Genomic DNA, 17,685 nt, shown 5'->3' on the forward strand with positions numbered 1-17,685 from the left:
CTCATTCCCGCCTATCGTACCATAGAATCCCGTTCATAATAAAGCAGTTGCAACTCGAAAATTGTGGACGCCGCTTGCCCATATCTGTACGACGATATTTTTTTCATTTTGAACAAGTATATTTACCAGTAATAAGGACAAAATAAATTTATCGGCGTCGCAAGATGTCGTAGACAACCGCGGAGAAGACTTACGTTTCCCCATAAGCTCTTCGTCCGGTTTCTCCTCTCCCATGAAAAGGGCGCTCCGAAAGGGGCGCCCGATTTTTTTGTTTAAATCCTTGTTATATCAAGGTTTATTTGAGTTAAATTGAATGCAATCTATATTCCTGTCCACCAATTGTCCACCAAAATTATTGTTGAGATACATTTCACTACTATCTAACAAAATAAGCCGCTTTCAGTCTGGAATACTCTATTTTTTATAACCTTACTTACTATACGTTTTCGAATCTCTTCCGGGGCGCCATTAAGAACTACTTAGATCATTTTAATGATTTACATATACCCGCTAAAGCCTTGATTATCAAGGGTTTAGCGGGTTTTCTTTTGTTTTACAGATCGTAAGAATACGATAGAATACGATAGGTTTTGATTTTTTTTCACACTTATTTTACACACTTGTTTAATGTACATAAAGATAAGAAAAAGCCCTTATTAATTATAAGGGCTTTTCAACTTCTTATATATAATTAGCTGCCTGCTGACTGTACCTTCATTATATCCATAAACGGAACTTTAATCATATTCCCATGATTTACTACATGAACCGACTTTGTTCGCGAGTCCATCTTTGTTATTTTTCCAATCACAGGTTGATCCCAGTTCCAAACGATTAGCTTTATCTGCAATTCTTCTTGTTGAGCTTCGACAAGACGCTCACCTAATTCCTCCATCTCAAATTCATCTCTCGTTGGTCTTTTCGGTCCTTTTGCTTTTGCCATGTCCAAATCCTCCCTCTGCTTATTTATCGCCAAAATATGCTCAGGCAACATCATGCGGCTGCTTGACCACATTTTATTACTCTCTGGATTTAATCGACTCACCTTGTTCATTTAATCCATCCACGGGACATCACCGGCTTAGCTGCTTCGCGGTTATATAGCACTTTGAACGTATTAGCTTTTCTATCCCATAAAACAAATCCTTCTTTGACTAGTTCGTTAATTGCATCTTTCACCTGTTCCTCTGTCCGTTGAGCCTTTTGACTCAAATAATAGACATCTATTATAGAAGGATCGTTACGGTATACGTTCCACATAACTGTTAAAACCTTGCGTGCTGCATCATCAAGCATGCTGTTTAATCAACTCCACATCAATTATGCTTTCTACATTAAATACACGTGGCGCATTTGCACTTAGGCAAAAGGCTCTGACCTTTCCATTGCGCACGGATAATACCTGAATTAATCGAATTGATATATTCTTTTTTCGGTCATTATAGATGATTTGTACTGTCTGGCCGATATGGTTTTCAATCATGACCATCACTCCAATACGAATACTCGTTCTCATAATATACACGAACACACGTTCTTTGTTCGAGTTGTTAGAATTATTTTTTCTTATGTGTCAATCATAATTGAAAATAAAGGAAAAGGTGATTTTATGAATCCCATGACTTTGCCAAAAGTCCCAATGGCTCCGATCACTTCCTCTGAAATACCTGTTGGACCCGAATGGGGATACCAAATAAAATGGGACGGTGTTCGAACACTAGTCAGGCTTGATGGCAACGGCGGAGTAGAGATATTTTCGAAAAGGGTTGAACCCAGAAACGATCGTTTTCCCGAAATTGTTGAATTGTTGAGTCCGCTTCGGATAGGAGCCTGTGTGCTTGATGGCGAGATTGCATACTTTGACGGTAGTCGACCTAACTTCCAGCGGGTTCTAGTGGGTGTCAATCGTAAGAAATACGATGAGAATATGATATTTGTGGCATTCGACTTGTTATACGATGAAGGCGAGGATATCCGGCCACTCCCATTTAAAGAAAGGTACTCTCGTCTTGCATCAAAATTTCCAGAGAAGCAACCGAGGGTCTTTGTCACTGACCTAGTATACGACGGCCCAGCTCTTTGGGAGTGGGTAAACACTCGGGAATGGGAAGGTATCATATCTAAGAAACTGGATAGTCCGTATGTCGAAGCTAAGAAACATAAATATTGGTTCAAGAAGCGGAAAGAAGTCCGGATTACCGCCGATGTTGTGGGTATCAAATTAAAGAATGGTTATGTATCTAGCCTAGTACTGCGGTACGATGACCGTTATGTTGGTCATGTTTCGGGAATAGATGTAGCATCAAAAAAGGTGCTGGCTCAATTCATGCAGCAGCACCCCGGAGAATGCCCCTTTGAAACTCTCTCTCCTGGCATGAAAAAATCTAATGTAGTTTGGCTGGCCGTACCTTTTCCTTGTCGAGTAACTGCCCTCGAGTTTAGTGACTCAGGAATATTAAGGCAGCCCAAGCTACTTGGTTTTGGAGCAGAGGGATGAAAAAAACAACAGAACAAGAAATAATAATCAATGAAATTGATCACGCCTCTAAAGAATTAGACCTTGTTGTCGGAAGAGTTATGCATGGCACGATGGGAACGGAGGAAGTAACCGACTGGCTTGAGCATGATGCAGTTCAGATATCGGATGTTTTAGAAAAAGCCAAAGACTTTATAGAGGACAATGAAGAAAAATAAATAAAAACAAAAACACCCCCACCAACCGGAATGAAGTGCACCCCTTATAGTAGACATTGGAAAAACCCATATGGGAAACCGATGATACTTTAGGGGTGTATTTTTATGAGAAAAAGAGAGCAACCGAATGTTAAACTAGACTTCATTAAGCTAACGGGCAGATTTCTCCAACAAAGTCGGTACAGGCAATAGATTTTTCAAGTTCTTGTCAAAAGATATTGGAGAAAACAGCATATTTTATATTTACAAATCTATAAAAATAGATATAATAATCTGTATGGAACCATTACAGATTTATAAAGCTTTGTCTAACGAGACGCGTAGTCAAATTATGCTATGGTTAAAGAATCCAGAGGAATTCTTTGATGAAAAACCTTATCTACAACAAGGTCTCAATTTTCAAATTGGTGTATGCGTGGGAGATATTCAGGCTAAAGCAGGTCTTGCACAGTCTGTTATTTCGAGTTATTTGTTGACGATGCAAAAAGCTGGTTTGTTGGAATCTGAGCGAATTGGGAAGTGGACGTACTATCGTCGAAACGAAAAGACAATACAGGAATTTTCCGAGTACATCCAAAAGAAACTATAGACTGAAAGGAGGTCTTTTTTTTTGTAATATACATCTATGAATCTATATATGTAAATATAATAGGGGGCTTACATTTAAAATGAAACAGGTTAACCCTTTGCTTATCATTATTTTGGCTTTAGGCGTATTCGGTATTATTACAACGGAAATGGGGATTATAGGTGTTTTACCCCAGGTAACTCAAAAATTTAATATATCGACCTCACAGGCCGGATGGCTTGTAAGTATATTTGCTCTCGTTGTTGCTATCTCAGGTCCATTCCTGACATTACTCGTATCCGGTATTAATCGTAAAGTCATTCTATTAACCACTTTGCTTATTTTTGCAATTTCGAATATGGTTTATGCTTATACAACCCAGTTCGATGTGATGCTAGTTTTTCGTATTATCCCTGCTATTTTTCATCCCGTCTTTTTTTCGGTTGCCCTTGTGACCGCAGCCAAGCTTGTCCCTCCGGAAAAAAGCAGTAAAGCGGTCACAAAGGTTTTCGCCGGAATCACGGTGGGGTTTGCTTTTGGCGTGCCTTTGACATCTTATCTCGCGGAGAAGATTTCGTTAGAAGTCGCTTTCCTGTTCGGAGCTGTTGTAAGCATGATTGCCTTTGTAGGGATACAAGTTTGGCTTCCTTCCATGCCTGTTAAGGAAAAAATGTCTTATGGCAAGCAGCTTGGCATATTACGTAAACCTCAATTGTGGTTAAATATCGTGACCGTTATTTTTATCTTTGCAGCTATGTTTTCTGTGTACAGCTACTTTGCTGAATATCTTGTGCAAGTAACACATATGAACGGGTCAGGAATCAGCATCATGTTGATGGTCTTTGGTATCATCATGATTTTTGGGAATTTTTTATTTGGGGGCTTTGTTCATAAAAGCATTACAAAGACCGTCATCATGTTTCCTCTGCTATATGCGGTAATTTACTTATTCGCTTATTATCTGGGATCTTATCTCATTCCGATGGTTGTTATCGTAATCATTTGGGGGGTAGTGCATTCCGGCGGGCTTATTGTCAGTCAAGCATGGTTAACGACCGAGGCGAAAGAAGCTCCCGAATTCGGCAACAGCTTGTTTGTCTCATTTTCCAATCTTGGAATTACTGTAGGGGCTTCTATCGGTGGTTGGTTTATTTCTCACTTGGGAATACATCAGCTCATCTGGAGCGGAATTATGTTTACATTGCTTGCTTTCGTTTTGATTATGGTAAAAATAAAAATTTCCAAATCGAATGCAGAGGAAGTAAACGTGCGTTAAACTAACGGGGAACGATAGTTCAATCATTCATTGAAGTGGCAGACCAGAATTTGGTCTGCCACTTAGTCATTTATCAGTTCATTTCATAGTGCGTTTTTCATTGTCTACAATATTGGGGCTTGACCACTAGGTTAATGCGCTGTTTTCTATTTAGATCCTCTCAGCACTACGGCCAGCATCCGCAATTGTTGTCGCTCAGATTATAGAATACAATCAAATAAGAGCTTAAGAGCTTCGCATATTAACTTTCAGTTGAATGTACCTTCATAATATCCATGAACGGCACTTTGATTATACTCCCTTGATTTCGTCATCTTTTAGATACCTAGCCATGCTTTTTCATGATTTGACCGATTTTACGGAGTGAGGTGCGGAATGATTTTTTCTTCAATTCAAACTTGATTTTACTGGTGCTATAATTGTTTCGACAAACAGCGAATATATTTAGAACGGCATCCTCCAGCAGCTACTCTATTTCATTTCCGGCTGGTTCAGGGTTGTAATAATTACGAGCTGCAGGACTATACACGTTAATCTCATGCACATTCATTCTACTAATCCTTTTTATTCTTTCTAACTTAGCGTAGCGCTCCTGATTTATGTAAAATGTAGCACTTCCTCTATCGTCATAGAAAATATGCGGTGAGTAGTAGAAGAAACAAAATGAAGTCTAGAAGAGATTATATAAACATTCGTTAAATCAGTAAATACGGAAGACTCCTGCTTAAATTGCAAGAGTCTTCTTATCGTTGAGTCCATTATAAATTTTTTTATACTCTATTAATTCTGCCACAACCAAAACCTTTCTCCCTGACAGAGTATAATCCTTTCAAACCACGTTCTAAAATTGATTTTAAAAGAAAAGGTTTGTTGATCAATAAGCTCTCCGAAATCTCGCCAAAATAAATAATTATCACCATCAGTTCGTGAAGAATCGATTAATAAAAGATCACCTTGGTGATTTGCTATGGGTATCCAGGTGTCAAGCATGTAATCATAATGGTTCTGTAATATTTCATCAATACTGAATAATTCAATTCCACCATAGGTTCTTACAACATCAAACAATCGCGCACCATTTGAATATAATAAAAAATGTTTATAATCTATCGGCAATGACCAATTTTTTAATTCACACATGCTTTCAATTTCATTCAACGAAGCTGGTGGATTAAAAGTACAAATTGTTTGATATGTTTCTCCACCTGTAGTTTGAATTGTTAATACATTATCATTAAATCTAGATATTAAAGCTTTGATTATAGTCTCATATTCACTCACAAATAATTCCTCCTTAATAGGCAGCAAACCACGGATTGACCGTTCCAGTATGAAAAGTTTTTACTAGTGGGATTAAATTCGAATATACATTAGTACCACCTAAATTTCTTGGTCTAATATGATGTATTTGATAATCATCCCAATTCCAATTTGGAACTCCATATTGTGTTTCATACCATTTGATATATGCATCCCTGCCACTCCAGGAAATTGAAGGAACTCTAGCCCAACTCGTTGTAGCTGGCTCTATCATCACTATACCAGAATGTTGATCAGTATACGGTGGATATACTACCCCATTTTTATTGTAAAGCTGAGCTACATCGGTACCACCATTATGAACACTTACTAAAACTGTTCCGGAATAGATCTGTGCTGTAAAATCACCTTTCCAATATTTTGTACTAGCTACTGTAGTAGGTTCAGATGCGTCTAGTACTTTTTTCATAGTTTCGCTTGATGTCGCTTCGGTAGAGTATGTGCCATTTCTGGAGGTAGAAGATTTAAGACGATTAGATATTGAAATAGAAGTTGGGGCTTTACCAATATAACTTGAATATACTACTTTATGTGTGATTGTTTTATTTACCACACTAGAAGTGAGATATACATTAAATATTACTGCATTTGCCGGAGCTGCAGCAGCATTAAATGAGTTTATGTTCCTATTTTTGTTTAAACTTTTCTCTTTTTCAATTAAATACTCTTCTAGAGTTAGAGATTTACCAGTCTTGTCATCATAAACAATAATATAAGTTTTATAAGAAGACGGTGATACACCAGCAGTAATTTCTTTTTTAGCTACTTCGTTTCTATATCCCGTCGTTAAATACTTCCTAACCTCTTTCAAAAATACATCATCTGGATTTTGCTCTATAGATTCAATAAGTTTTTTTTCTAGATTAAAATCCTCATATTTTATCTTCTCAGCTGATGATCTTTGATTAAAGCCTAAGGTAAAGACTAACAACAAACTAAGAAATATTGGTAACAGTTTTTTAATCAATATAAACACCACTTTCACTATTATATTTTATTGAATCAATGTACCTAAGTAACTAATTAATCTTTTTAAGATTGGTATTTTAGTTATTAGAGTAAATTAGTCCACTTATAAAATATTTCACCTCCATTTCAATAAGTGTACTATTCTTATACCATTTTTTTCCATAAAATTGAAACGAAAGAAAGATTAGTATTTTCCGAAAACGTTATTGCGGAACGCAAAGTTTAAATACTACTTTCCTTAATTCGGAAGTATGCTATTGCAGGAATTTTAAATGTCACTGAATTAATATTTATAATCACATTGGTAGTGTTGAAGAATATAAAGATAATTTTCAAATAGCTTGGAAATAGCTAAGCCACAACAATACATATTTCATCTTATGGTAAGACACCTTGCCTAGTTCATTTACTAGTCTATGTAGCTCTTCAAGGATTGCTTTATCATGCGCAATCGCATGAGCTGTGCTCAGAATAGGAATAATCATATTTGCGTCTCTGCTTTCATCTTCGCTTTCACCTCCTCTTTTGGCAGCTATAACATAGCAGCCAACTTATTCATAAACAGAAACCAGTCCTCCCAAGTACCTCGGCCGTACACCAGTCTTGAGAAAGTTTTACCAGACCAATCTAAATTCCTCTTTAGTCCATCCATATCCCAGCCGTGGGCCTTATGCATAGATGCAACTATCTCATTAGCGTTGACTAGCTACCTCACATATTCTTCGCTCTCGCAAAAATTAGTGTAAGATTTCCATTTTTCTGTTCACAACTATCGTAAGAAACCAATACATTGTCATTAAGCGGTAACATTCAATGGCTTCCTGCTATCCACAAACTATGAAATGATGATTATTTTGTGAGAGATTGTTTCACTCTCCACGTGCCGAGCTAGACGGTATCGTGACTAGTTATGGTTTTCACCGACATAAGCATCGCAGGTCGAGGGCTGCACACCGTTGTTTTCGGAATATGAGCTTTAATATATTTTTTGGCCATAGTATTTCTTCCTTAACAAATGGACTGATTTACTTATTTTGTATCTGCCTTGCGACGACTACAATAAGAAAAGAACTCGCAAATATCAGTCCATATATGTGCCAATCCTAAGCATCAGCTCCTTTGCAAGTGTTAAAATAAAGAATGCTACAACGACCACATATATTCTTTGGCAACCATCGTACAAATCTATCGATCAAAATTTTGGTATATTGCACGATAATATAAGTAATTAAAAAAGCTCTCCCATTTCGGAGAGAGCTTCCCATGAAATTAATTGTTCCGTCATTTTATCCCACTCCATTCCAAGAAACGAAATACTCTCAACGATTAACCCTCCTATAACGGTTCGCCAGAGTCATTTATGATAATCCTATAACACTACATTAATACATGTGCATGTGACGACACTTACCATACCTTCTTTTATCTACTTTAATACCTATATTCCTGTCCTGCTTGCCATCCGTACCCCCTCCATTCATTTTGTATTTCTATTTATATTTTAAAAAAGGCCTGTCTACTCAGGACTTTGAGTTCCTTTAGGGTATGCTGCCCTTCATTTTGCTTCATCAAGTGTCCTGCCCCACCGTAATACTTTTCCTTTAAAACGTTCAGTTTTCGCACTCCATGAACTAGAGAGATGACGATAATACTTCATTTCCAAACACAGCACTTTCGTTATAATTCCTTAATATTCAATGTGAAGTGATTCTGTTCTTGAGCCCATCCTCATGATCTTCCATTTCAACGCATGATCCCAACTCCAAACAGTTAATATCAGTTCTAACTCATCCTGTTGAGATTCAACTAGCCGCTTTCATTTTTAACCCTATCTCTTGTTGGCCGTTGTGATCCTTTTGCCAATCTCTTCTCTTCCAGTTTAATGGTATCTAGGCAATATTAGTGATAAAACCATACCTAGCAATGCTATGATTTAAAATAATAAAGAAGAATCTTAAATAAGTGAGAGAAATAAATAAATTAGGTGTACAATACTAATAGACTCCTGTTAAGGAGTAAAATTAGATATGAGGTGTTCCCTTGATTCCAGAAGGTATTAATTGTTCCGTGTTTTTTGATGAAATTAAACAAAAACCAAAAAGTAACTCCATATTATTAATTAAAGGAATTGTCAGTTCGGGATTTAAAATTAAAATGAACTTGGAGTACTCAGGGGTAGAGCTTATCGATAACAGTAACGCCATGATGCCGGATGAAATTTTGAATTTACTAAACGAAGATTTAAATGAAATTTTCGGAAACGGACCATTTGATAAGAAAGTATTAAAACAAGAAATTAAAAACCTGAATATGCTGTATTATGTAAGATATAATGGTAAAGCATATCGAAGCGATGAATGGGATGCAATGCAGCCAGAAGACTTTGCACAAATGTAATAAACGCCATCATTTATAACGATATCGAAAATCCAAAGCACATGCAAAAACAGGAAAAAAGCCTCCCTACTATTATGGAGACTTCTCCCTGTTTGTGAGACAAGAATCGCAACCAGTTGTCGAAATCCTGTCGTTTTTAGCTCTCTGCTTATGGCTTTTCATTGACTACAAATTAGGGTCTCGACCAACTGTGTATTATCAATTCCGTTTAGTTATATCTGCAGATCCTTCAGCACCATCCCCCTTGTCATATCGATACGCCTCTCAAAATAAGAAAACCCAATTAAAAAAAAGATACAAGGATTTTTAAAATAATGAAATATCCAGGAAATGCTTTTTTTCTTGTTTAGGATAAGGTTCACCATAATGCGTCTAACGGCAAATAATTCGCGCGACTCCCCTTAAGCAGTACTCGAATTAATAAATAAACTTTTAACATTTCATAATTTTTTTAAAAGTATTCAAGAAAGAACAGTAGAATATAAGCAAGAAACTTTTATAAATGCTGCTGAGTCTTTTAGTTAATTAGCAATGAAAAAAATCCTCCTCTGAATGGCTTTCGAGGAGGACTTTCTAAATCTCATTCATTATTTTAAAGATATAAAAGAGGAACCAATTGTTAGGCACGCCAAATGTGTTTGAAATCAATCCAGCCGAGCGAATTGATCCGAACTCCTTTTAAAGAAGGATGGTAGTCGGTATAAAATTTACTATGAAGCAAGAATAAGACCTGGTACTCCTCCCGAATTCTCTCTTCAATTTCTGTGTAAATAGCCATTCGGTCTGGCGAATTCCTGCAAGCAAGCGCTTCATCAAATCGATCAAGTGTCCAAACCGACAGTTCCGGCGTCATCAGTCTCTTCAAGAAGCTGTCTTCCTGTTCACAGCTCTCGATCAAACTAACCTCATCCTCAGGAAATACGAGCGAATACAGCGTCATATCAACCTCGTCCAGCACATTCTCCGGTGACTCAACACGAACCTGCATCTTAATGCCATAGTCGGTACACTGCTTCTGAATCCATCGGGCATCAGCCTCATTACTCGTATGCGAACATAACGTAATCGGCGATTGATCAAATCCGTATCGGATAATCTGCTTGCGCAGCTCCTCATCACAACCTGCTTCCCTTATTCCTTCAGAAGGTTCTGATTTAGGGAAAAAACCTTTGGCCGGCATATACCGGTAGCCTCCAAGTTCGCGAATCATTCGATTCCGGTCAAGCAGCTGATCTAAAATAGTGCGGAACATCTCCGACTGCTGAAGTCCTGCTCTCTGCATGTTAAAGCTCAGCATACTCGTACAGACGTTCTTGGATTCAAGCTTGATCCAGCCGTTCTCTTCCATCACAGCCTGCTGCTTCGGATCACAGATAAGCTGCTTCCAACTTGCCACATTGGCCTTAAGAGCTTCATGCTGCGGTACATGTACGATTTCGACCTGGTCCAAATGAGGACGTGATTGAAAATATTGTACATTTGCTTCAAGCAGCAGCCTTCCACTGTTCCACTCTTCAATCTGGAAAGGGCCTGTGCCAATGGGACGCTTCCAGAACAACTCTTCGCTTTGCCCCAGCAGCCCTGAGGGCAATATTGACATTACAACGGAGCAGGCATATTTGAGAAATAACCAGTTGGGTTTATGCAATTGAATGCGTACAATCCGTTCTGATATCGCTTCGACTCTGTCCAGCGACCGCATAATCCAGCTATTCAGTTTTCCGCTTCTCAGACGTTCTATCGTAAAAACAACATCAGCTGCGGTAAGTTCAGTTCCGTTATGGAATAATACGCTTTTCCTCAGATGAAAAGTCCATACTGTAGCATCCTCATTGCATTCCCACTCATGGGCGATACCGGGCAATATCCGGCCCGTATTCTCCTCCAGCACAACAAGTCTGTCACAAATCTGCTGAATGATATGCGCATCAAATGAAAAGATACATTCTGCCGGATCCAAAGTCATGATCGTCCTTGTAATAGGAAGGCGCAGCACATCGGCCAGTTTCCCCTGCTGTTTGTGGAAGCCAAAGCTGCCTCTCATCCACTCCATAAATTTCTCATTGGCCGCCGTTCCTTCCCCAAAGTACTGGAGAAGATGAAAAGCCTTATTATAATCTCCTTCTTCGGCATATTGTCGTGACAGATCCAGAAGCAGCTTCTCCCGGTCTTTTCGGAAAGTAATCTGTGATCGGTTGCCTCTGCCTCTTCCTGCCTTCCACTCGATGAAGCCTTCCTCTGACAGTTTGCGGAGAACAAGCTTGGCATTTCGTTCCGTACAATACAGCGCCTCAGCTATTTTCTCCAGTGATGCCTCCGCCGCTGCACCTGCTCCAAGCTCACTCGCAAACCGCCCGTACAGCGTCAAATAACGTTCAATTGTTAACATCGTAATTCCTCACCTCACTTAAAAGAGGAAATCTATTGAGCATATTCTACACTCTTTAAACCTTTCTTTCACCTGTATAATGAAATTAACAAGCGAGGTACCCTAAACAAATTTCGATTTTACGTTTTGCTATGTCGAACAAATAAAAGGCAATATTAAATTAATGATATATTACTTTTTTCCTTGAACGAAATATTATTATGTGATCGTTTTAACAATTTACGATAACCAGCTAAACTTAATTCACTTAGGAATTTGACGTTTTTAATACCTGTTTACAGTGACTTATGCGCAAAGTCGCAATGAAACATCCTGATAGCTCTTTTTTCTGATTTATTTTTAATTTTATACTACTTATCAATCTATCATTTCAATGTATCTCAAAAAAAGGCATCATTTAAGTCACAATCTATCATCCTCCAGCATTTGATATAGAGTCTAGTGAAAGCGAGGTGATAGATATGTCTTCTGTAGGTATTCCTTTAGAACCTGATTTAGTATTAGCATCCTGGACAAGAAACCCGCTTATCCCCGGTTCTGCTCGCAAAATTACTGCTTCCCGTGTCATCGGCAGTGCTAAACCTTGTGAAAGCAAACTAACTTCAGGCTCGCTCCTTATCCCTGCAATAAAATGCTTGAAGAAGAACGGCTTTATTGTGGTTGTTAGCAAGAGAACAACAGCTGTATCCGGCTATTTACTGTTACAACGCGGATAGCATGATTTTTATTCATGATTTGGTTTATGAATGGGCTCTTCATCGGGGCCCTTTTTTTTAGTTTCTCCTCGTTCTGGTATTAACGATGTAACACTTTAGTTGAAATTTCAATTTCTGATTCTACATCAATCCAATAATATCAGCCTATTTTTTGCTCAAATTGTGTATTCTTACTTTGTTTTGTATGTTAAAATTTAGTGGAATTATCAAAGAATTTGTCGAGAGAAGGCATTGCGATGAGTAGAAATAGAAATAGAAGTAGAAATTATATAATCGAATTTTTTCTATTAACTTTACAGTTAATAGTTATTGTTTTAAGTTTTATTAAAATGGCAAAACAAGACGACTCAGAATCTTGATTTTCAATATGAACCCGTTTCATAATTAATCCTACATATGTCCCCTACCACAACGAATCGTGATCATGAACACATGAAAGAGCCTACAGATTTATCCGAAGGCTTTTCATCTTCACTTATTTCATTGCCATTGCGTTTCAACACTTTAGCTCTTAGGAGTCTTGAAGTGGATTGTTTTGAGAAGCCATAGCAGCAGCTTGTGCTTGTTGTAGTAATTGTTGTGCTGCTTGAATGTCTTGTTGTTCTTGTTTCACTTGTTGTTGAGCCTGCAAAACATGTTGAATCTCCGTTTGCAGGAGCTGTTCCGCTTCTAGTAATTCTTGACTCTCTACTTGCATCAATTGATGCGCCACCTGAACCTCTTGCTGTGCTTGCTGCAATTGTTGATTTTCTAGAAAATCATCAGCATCCTTTTTCACGCTCATTGAATGAACCTCCAATAATTATTGTTATAGTCCTTTATTGCCCAATAATTATAGTGCTCATATTTACATTTTTTATGCTGAAAATGATTTCGGTTTAGGTATTACCTGTCTTTAATAAGGAGCATTACATCGATTTATAAAATTAATCTAAGGATGTGATCACTCATGGACTCAGGTCTCTTGATCATATTCAGAGTTACTGTTGTTACTCTTAATTGGATCTGTAATTACTAAAATGATATTAAACAAACAATTACCTAGCAATAACTACACTCCTTTTAATTACATAATGGCTCAATCACCTGTAGCAAAGTTAGTTCTTCAATACCCGATAATGTAGTAACCGTCAGAAAAAAATCTTCATTACTCAACCAAAATAAAGAGGGGCTCGCTCAAAAGTAGATCTATCTATGTTTGGAACAGCCCTTACTTTGTTTGGTTGATGAAGCTTTTCTTTGATTTCACTGCTTCCAACAATGCTCTCTCCTACTAAACCTATAGCTAACGAACCCAGCAGCTCTTATTTAACCCATTTATAAGGGATTAAAATTTTAACGAACTCCAGAGACGTTATTTCGAGAAAAATAACGCTTAACACCCTCTTCAGCAAGCTATAACGTCTATACAGTTCGTTAAAACTTCAGAAAGGCAGTTTTATGCTTAATAAGCAGGATACAGTTCGTTAGAGATAGATGTGAGCTTAGGATGTTATGCTATTTCGGTGAGATCAGTGAGACGAATGAGTGAATCCTAACGTGATTGCCGTCAAGTTTGGATAAAAGGGTTAGATAAAGAATAACCAGCAGTGCAGGCAGAGTTCAGTTCCTGCTTCGCAGTTTGCAAAAGTAAATCTAAGACTGATGCGGCCTTCGCTTACCCATATTCCACTTATACAAGCAGCTATATACCACAATAGGAAATAGCGGTGCAGGCATAACCGCCAGCAACGCTATTTTTTAATGTTATCCAGCTTTTTTGTTCAAATCAAGCTATGGCAACAGCGAACATAACTACTTATGAAACGTCCTCTTTTCATTTATTGTTGAACATTAAACAACTGTTCAACTTTTTTAATTGCTTTATTCAGCAAAATAGAAATTAAATTGGAGGAGTAGCCAAATAAAAATAACATCACGTTTGTACTGCTCAAATCCAAGTTTTGAGTCTCGCCTGGCGTAAATAGTACTCCTAAAAACAACACAGGTATAAACATCGCTACGAGTATTCTAGTCATGCTTTTACTGTAAACGACCATGGAATCCGTTATGAAGTATAATAGCGCACCCATAACGCTAACGAGAAAATATTTTAAATAATTTGTTACATAAACATTTATATTTTGCATAGGATCAGCACTATTATAGGAATCGATAAATACAAAAAGACCCGAGTATATTAGTATACAGAAAACTAATAATATGTAGGTTACATTTAAGTTTAAACGTGTAGATAAGCTGCCGTATGCTAGGTTTTTCCCACTTTTGTGATCTGCTAAAATAATGTCCATTTTATCAAGATTGAATTTAAACAAGGTTAGTTTTCGTTCTAGCTTTGCAGAATCCGTTTCTTTAATCTTATCTAACTCCTCGTACAGCGATTGGCATTTACTTATAATCAACACGCCAATATTATCGTACTCTTTTGCTCTCTCCGAAATTAAATTAATTCTTTCAGCCAGTGATTCCTTTGTAATTCTCAATCTTTTTCCCCCTGTATCTACTGTAATTCTCATATTTTAGTATTATCGTTTTTTTAAAAATAGTATGTTATACCTATTTATTACTTTTGTGCATGTCAAACGAACCGAATAATGATACAAGGCTTTAGCCCACTCCATGCACTAGACATCTGCATATGATGGGTTAGAACCTATATTTAAGGAGTGGATAATTTGTATCAACCAAGCAACGTCAGTCCAGTTCAGAGTAATCCTGTTCAAATCCAAACCGTATCGGCCATTGATCCTTATGTAGTAGAAGCCCTCATGCGCTTAACTGGTCGCTGCGTATTACTCGAAACAACGAGGGGAGCAATCGAAGGATCTATCATTGACGTAAAACCAGACCATGTGCTCCTGCAATTACACAGCCGTCAGGCTTGCGTTCGAATCGCTGAAATTGTATGGACAATGCCATTATAAATCGAACAAAGGGGTGCTCCCCCAGTAGGCAAACCTACTTGGAGAGCACCCCTTTTTCTTATGAATGCTGTTATTTTTTTAGACTCCACATCGATCTTTCTCACAAAAAAACTGTAATCAACCGCTCTTCAAATAATATAATTCCAATAATTAGGTAAAGAAGGTGATGCTCCTGTTTTTCTCCAGCGAATTCAATCCATGGAAGGCTTTGCTTCATTTATTCATTTCGTTGTTTGATACTTATACATTATTGATTAGCTCGTGCAACAGCTTTGGCTGCTCCAAACTGCAGACGATATATAACGATTGCTACAACAATTACAATACTTAGTACAACAAAAATATTACTGTACACATACGCTGTTGGATTCGTCACAATCGGATTTAAGTGAAAGGAAGATGAACCTTTATCAAGCAATTTGCCAATTAAGCTCATCGCAATGGCACCAGAGATAAAGTTGATCATCGACAACAATCCCATGCCTACACCCGTCTCTTCTTTCGGTAACGTCCGAGATATCGTATTCGACATCGCAATTTGCATGAAGGTTTGTCCAACATTGCCCGCTATGAGAATGAGCGCTATCACGTACGGAGACACTCCAATAAATGTTGATAAAAGCACGAAGCATGAGAAAATTAACAAAGCTGCGATAGAAACGAGTGTAAAGTTGCCGCGTTCGTCAGCCAATTTACCGCCCCTGCGTCCCATGATCGCGGAAGCAATCGCTGCTGGAAACAGGACAAAACCAATGCTGCTAGGCGATAAATGATTTAATGCTGTTAAAAATTGCGGTGACATAAACGTTAAACTGAAGCTCATTGCTGTCGTTATGAAAGCTATAAACAACCCTATAGAGTAATTTTTGTTGCGGAATAGCCTTGGCTGAATAAAGGGATTGTCCGTAGTCCTTATTCGGATAATAAAGAAAACGAGCAGTGCAATCCCTGCTGCGAAGAGTAAGCCGCTGCTCTGCGTAATCGCAAGCAAGAAGAGCGCAACCGCCGCTGCAAGCAAGCCACCGCCAATAAAATCTATTTTCCCCGCAGTGCCTTTCGAATGATCCAAATATTTACGAAAGAAAGGAAGTGTGAGTAACGGAAGCAGCGATATGACAAACAAGAGCCTCCAGTTTCCTACACTTGTAATTAATCCTGCTACTACTGGCCCCATAGCACTTCCTAATGCAAGCCCAATTGCTGAGGTTCCTAGTGCCCTCCCCCTCTTTTCAGGCGAGAAATATCGAATGGGTATAATCATAGCCGTAGCTGGAAGCACCGAGGCGCCAGCTGCTTGCAGAATGCGACCGGCAATAATCATCCAATACTCGGTAGCAAGCAAGCCGATGAGCGAGCCGAGAGCAAACACGATTAGTCCATACGTCAGCAAATCCTTTAAACGATATTTGTCCGCTAGTTTTCCAAACACGATTGATCCAATCGCATATAACACCATATAAGACGTCATAATCCAGCTCACTTGTGAAGGAATCAGATTAAACTCCTCACCGATTGCCGGAAGAGCCACATTAAACATCGTGCCGTTCATTACTGAGAATATTAAAGTAACAACGAGTACTCGCAGCAGCTTGTCCCCATTTTTAAATTCCGAACCAACCATACCATTCCCTCCAATAATTATCATTTTGATCCTATTAAAAATTGTCTCTCATTTTAGTGAGTATCCTCACTATATTATATTACTGAGGATACACACTAATATTAGAGGTGTCAAGATATGAAATACTGATATAGCAGGTATTAGCTAATAACGTATGCGAAGTTTTGCAACTTGAAAACAATCAGCTAAAATAGAAAATAAACAGCTCGGCGATACCGATTATACGTCGAACAAGGAGGCACTTATGTTTACGCACTCGGACAATCCGGTACCTATAGACATCATTCATGTATTAATGAGGACAACACACTATATTCAAAGAGAATTTGAAACACAATTATCCGCGCTTAACATGCCTTATCAAATTACCGGCCCAAGGCTGCGCCTTCTATCTGTCGTCTACAAAGCCGGGAAAATTCGCATGAATGAACTAGCATCTGAACTAGGCATTAAAGCGCGTACCGTTACCGATTTTGTTGATGCTCTGGAACGGGATACACTTCTTATCCGAATCCCCGATCCGACTGATCGTCGAGCTACGCTGTTAGAGCTCACAGAACTCGCGCAAGCGAATATAAGTCAAGTTCTAGCATTTCAAGCGGAAATTGCAGAGCAATTATTAAGCAACTTCTCCACTGAGCAGCGTCAACAATTTTTTGACCTTTTATTGCAGCTCATTGAAAATAAGGATATCTCTAATCCTTCTGCACACGTTTTAAAATAAAGCATATCCCATATGCTGAATTCCGAATAAATCTCCAAATTCTCCATCACAAAAGGCTCTCATAGGCTAGTGACATATATATAATGT

18 protein-coding genes are annotated in these 17,685 nt (G+C 38.2%); 8 read left to right on the forward strand and 10 right to left on the reverse strand.

Translation table 11 applies throughout. The features are described from left to right. Positions 1 to 33 precede the first annotated feature (33 nt). The 4 genes from AB4Z50_RS20240 to AB4Z50_RS20255 form a co-directional block, all read right to left on the reverse strand. On the reverse strand, positions 34 to 234 hold the full coding sequence (locus tag AB4Z50_RS20240; protein WP_076268324.1) for a hypothetical protein: 201 nt from the start codon (positions 232 to 234) through the stop codon (positions 34 to 36). Between the two features lie 457 nt (positions 235 to 691). Beyond that, on the reverse strand, positions 692 to 994 hold the full coding sequence (locus AB4Z50_RS20245; protein ID WP_441881442.1) for a YolD-like family protein: 303 nt from the start codon (positions 992 to 994) through the stop codon (positions 692 to 694). 56 nt (positions 995 to 1,050) lie between these two features. Continuing rightward, a complete protein-coding gene (locus AB4Z50_RS20250) occupies positions 1,051 to 1,296 on the reverse strand; it encodes a hypothetical protein (protein WP_441881338.1) in 246 nt (81 codons plus the stop codon). Next, the gene (locus tag AB4Z50_RS20255) at positions 1,289 to 1,483 is read right to left on the reverse strand and encodes a hypothetical protein (RefSeq protein ID WP_441881340.1); all 195 of its coding nucleotides are present in this window, start codon (positions 1,481 to 1,483) and stop codon (positions 1,289 to 1,291) included. Before AB4Z50_RS20255 ends, AB4Z50_RS20250 begins: the two co-directional genes overlap by 8 nt. 87 nt (positions 1,484 to 1,570) lie before the next feature. Here AB4Z50_RS20255 and AB4Z50_RS20260 point away from each other — a divergent pair, with 87 nt between their 5' ends. The 4 genes from AB4Z50_RS20260 to AB4Z50_RS20275 all read left to right on the forward strand — a co-directional run bounded on the left by AB4Z50_RS20260 (position 1,571) and on the right by AB4Z50_RS20275 (position 4,538). Continuing rightward, a complete protein-coding gene (locus AB4Z50_RS20260; RefSeq protein ID WP_441881342.1) occupies positions 1,571 to 2,497 on the forward strand; it encodes an ATP-dependent DNA ligase in 927 nt (308 codons plus the stop codon). After that, positions 2,494 to 2,694: a hypothetical protein gene (locus AB4Z50_RS20265; protein WP_441881344.1), complete on the forward strand. Its 201-nt coding sequence runs from the start codon at positions 2,494 to 2,496 to the stop codon at positions 2,692 to 2,694. The genes AB4Z50_RS20260 and AB4Z50_RS20265 overlap by 4 nt, the downstream gene beginning before the upstream one ends. Positions 2,695 to 2,971: 277 nt before the next feature. Beyond that, positions 2,972 to 3,283 (forward strand): ArsR/SmtB family transcription factor, encoded by a 312-nt coding sequence (locus AB4Z50_RS20270; protein ID WP_441881445.1) that lies wholly within the window; start codon positions 2,972 to 2,974, stop codon positions 3,281 to 3,283. 79 nt (positions 3,284 to 3,362) lie between these two features. Then, entirely contained in the window at positions 3,363 to 4,538 is a 1,176-nt protein-coding gene (locus AB4Z50_RS20275) for an MFS transporter (RefSeq protein ID WP_441881346.1), read from the forward strand. Between the two features lie 780 nt (positions 4,539 to 5,318). Here the strand turns inward: AB4Z50_RS20275 and AB4Z50_RS20280 are convergent. Both AB4Z50_RS20280 and AB4Z50_RS20285 read right to left on the reverse strand, forming a co-directional pair. Further along, a complete protein-coding gene (locus AB4Z50_RS20280; protein ID WP_441881348.1) occupies positions 5,319 to 5,819 on the reverse strand; it encodes an SMI1/KNR4 family protein in 501 nt (166 codons plus the stop codon). Between the two features lie 13 nt (positions 5,820 to 5,832). Next, positions 5,833 to 6,825, reverse strand: a complete 993-nt coding sequence (locus AB4Z50_RS20285) for an HNH endonuclease signature motif containing protein (protein ID WP_441881350.1) — start codon at positions 6,823 to 6,825, stop codon at positions 5,833 to 5,835. Between the two features lie 2,042 nt (positions 6,826 to 8,867). Between AB4Z50_RS20285 and AB4Z50_RS20290 the strand changes: the two genes are divergently transcribed. Then, a complete protein-coding gene (locus AB4Z50_RS20290; protein ID WP_441881352.1) occupies positions 8,868 to 9,224 on the forward strand; it encodes a hypothetical protein in 357 nt (118 codons plus the stop codon). A 619-nt stretch (positions 9,225 to 9,843) separates the two neighbouring features. Here the strand turns inward: AB4Z50_RS20290 and AB4Z50_RS20295 are convergent. Next, positions 9,844 to 11,613 carry an ABC transporter substrate-binding protein gene (locus AB4Z50_RS20295; protein WP_441881354.1) on the reverse strand — a complete coding sequence of 590 codons (1,770 nt, stop codon included), beginning with the start codon at positions 11,611 to 11,613 and terminating at the stop codon, positions 9,844 to 9,846. A gap of 461 nt (positions 11,614 to 12,074) precedes the next feature. Here AB4Z50_RS20295 and AB4Z50_RS20300 point away from each other — a divergent pair, with 461 nt between their 5' ends. Beyond that, positions 12,075 to 12,329 carry a hypothetical protein gene (locus AB4Z50_RS20300; RefSeq protein ID WP_441881356.1) on the forward strand — a complete coding sequence of 85 codons (255 nt, stop codon included), beginning with the start codon at positions 12,075 to 12,077 and terminating at the stop codon, positions 12,327 to 12,329. A gap of 511 nt (positions 12,330 to 12,840) precedes the next feature. Here the strand turns inward: AB4Z50_RS20300 and AB4Z50_RS20305 are convergent. Continuing rightward, positions 12,841 to 13,113: a hypothetical protein gene (locus AB4Z50_RS20305; RefSeq protein ID WP_441881358.1), complete on the reverse strand. Its 273-nt coding sequence runs from the start codon at positions 13,111 to 13,113 to the stop codon at positions 12,841 to 12,843. A gap of 1,036 nt (positions 13,114 to 14,149) precedes the next feature. Continuing rightward, on the reverse strand, positions 14,150 to 14,812 hold the full coding sequence (locus tag AB4Z50_RS20310; RefSeq protein WP_076268318.1) for a hypothetical protein: 663 nt from the start codon (positions 14,810 to 14,812) through the stop codon (positions 14,150 to 14,152). Between the two features lie 192 nt (positions 14,813 to 15,004). Here AB4Z50_RS20310 and AB4Z50_RS20315 point away from each other — a divergent pair, with 192 nt between their 5' ends. Further along, positions 15,005 to 15,253 (forward strand): DUF2642 domain-containing protein, encoded by a 249-nt coding sequence (locus AB4Z50_RS20315; RefSeq protein ID WP_339208868.1) that lies wholly within the window; start codon positions 15,005 to 15,007, stop codon positions 15,251 to 15,253. 247 nt (positions 15,254 to 15,500) lie between these two features. On the opposite strand, the gene AB4Z50_RS20320 is transcribed toward AB4Z50_RS20315, so the two are convergent. Next, entirely contained in the window at positions 15,501 to 16,874 is a 1,374-nt protein-coding gene (locus AB4Z50_RS20320) for an MFS transporter (RefSeq protein WP_441881360.1), read from the reverse strand. 244 nt (positions 16,875 to 17,118) lie between these two features. On the opposite strand from AB4Z50_RS20320, the gene AB4Z50_RS20325 reads away from it, so the two are divergent. Further along, positions 17,119 to 17,598: a MarR family winged helix-turn-helix transcriptional regulator gene (locus AB4Z50_RS20325; RefSeq protein WP_441881362.1), complete on the forward strand. Its 480-nt coding sequence runs from the start codon at positions 17,119 to 17,121 to the stop codon at positions 17,596 to 17,598. Positions 17,599 to 17,685: the final 87 nt, after the last annotated feature.

The sequence above is a fragment of the Paenibacillus sp. 2TAB26 genome, from assembly GCF_052115145.1.
Lineage (GTDB): Bacteria > Bacillota > Bacilli > Paenibacillales > Paenibacillaceae > Pristimantibacillus.

Coding starts and splice junctions, on each gene's coding strand:
- AB4Z50_RS20240 (WP_076268324.1), bottom strand. CDS start 234: ATGGGAGAGGAGAAACCGGACGAAGAGCTTATGGGGAAACGTAAGTCT.
- AB4Z50_RS20245 (WP_441881442.1), bottom strand. CDS start 994: ATGTTGCCTGAGCATATTTTGGCGATAAATAAGCAGAGGGAGGATTTG.
- AB4Z50_RS20250 (WP_441881338.1), bottom strand. CDS start 1,296: ATGCTTGATGATGCAGCACGCAAGGTTTTAACAGTTATGTGGAACGTA.
- AB4Z50_RS20255 (WP_441881340.1), bottom strand. CDS start 1,483: ATGATTGAAAACCATATCGGCCAGACAGTACAAATCATCTATAATGAC.
- AB4Z50_RS20265 (WP_441881344.1), top strand. CDS start 2,494: ATGAAAAAAACAACAGAACAAGAAATAATAATCAATGAAATTGATCAC.
- AB4Z50_RS20270 (WP_441881445.1), top strand. CDS start 2,972: ATGGAACCATTACAGATTTATAAAGCTTTGTCTAACGAGACGCGTAGT.
- AB4Z50_RS20275 (WP_441881346.1), top strand. CDS start 3,363: ATGAAACAGGTTAACCCTTTGCTTATCATTATTTTGGCTTTAGGCGTA.
- AB4Z50_RS20295 (WP_441881354.1), bottom strand. CDS start 11,613: ATGTTAACAATTGAACGTTATTTGACGCTGTACGGGCGGTTTGCGAGT.
- AB4Z50_RS20300 (WP_441881356.1), top strand. CDS start 12,075: ATGTCTTCTGTAGGTATTCCTTTAGAACCTGATTTAGTATTAGCATCC.
- AB4Z50_RS20305 (WP_441881358.1), bottom strand. CDS start 13,113: ATGAGCGTGAAAAAGGATGCTGATGATTTTCTAGAAAATCAACAATTG.
- AB4Z50_RS20320 (WP_441881360.1), bottom strand. CDS start 16,874: ATGGTTGGTTCGGAATTTAAAAATGGGGACAAGCTGCTGCGAGTACTC.
- AB4Z50_RS20325 (WP_441881362.1), top strand. CDS start 17,119: ATGTTTACGCACTCGGACAATCCGGTACCTATAGACATCATTCATGTA.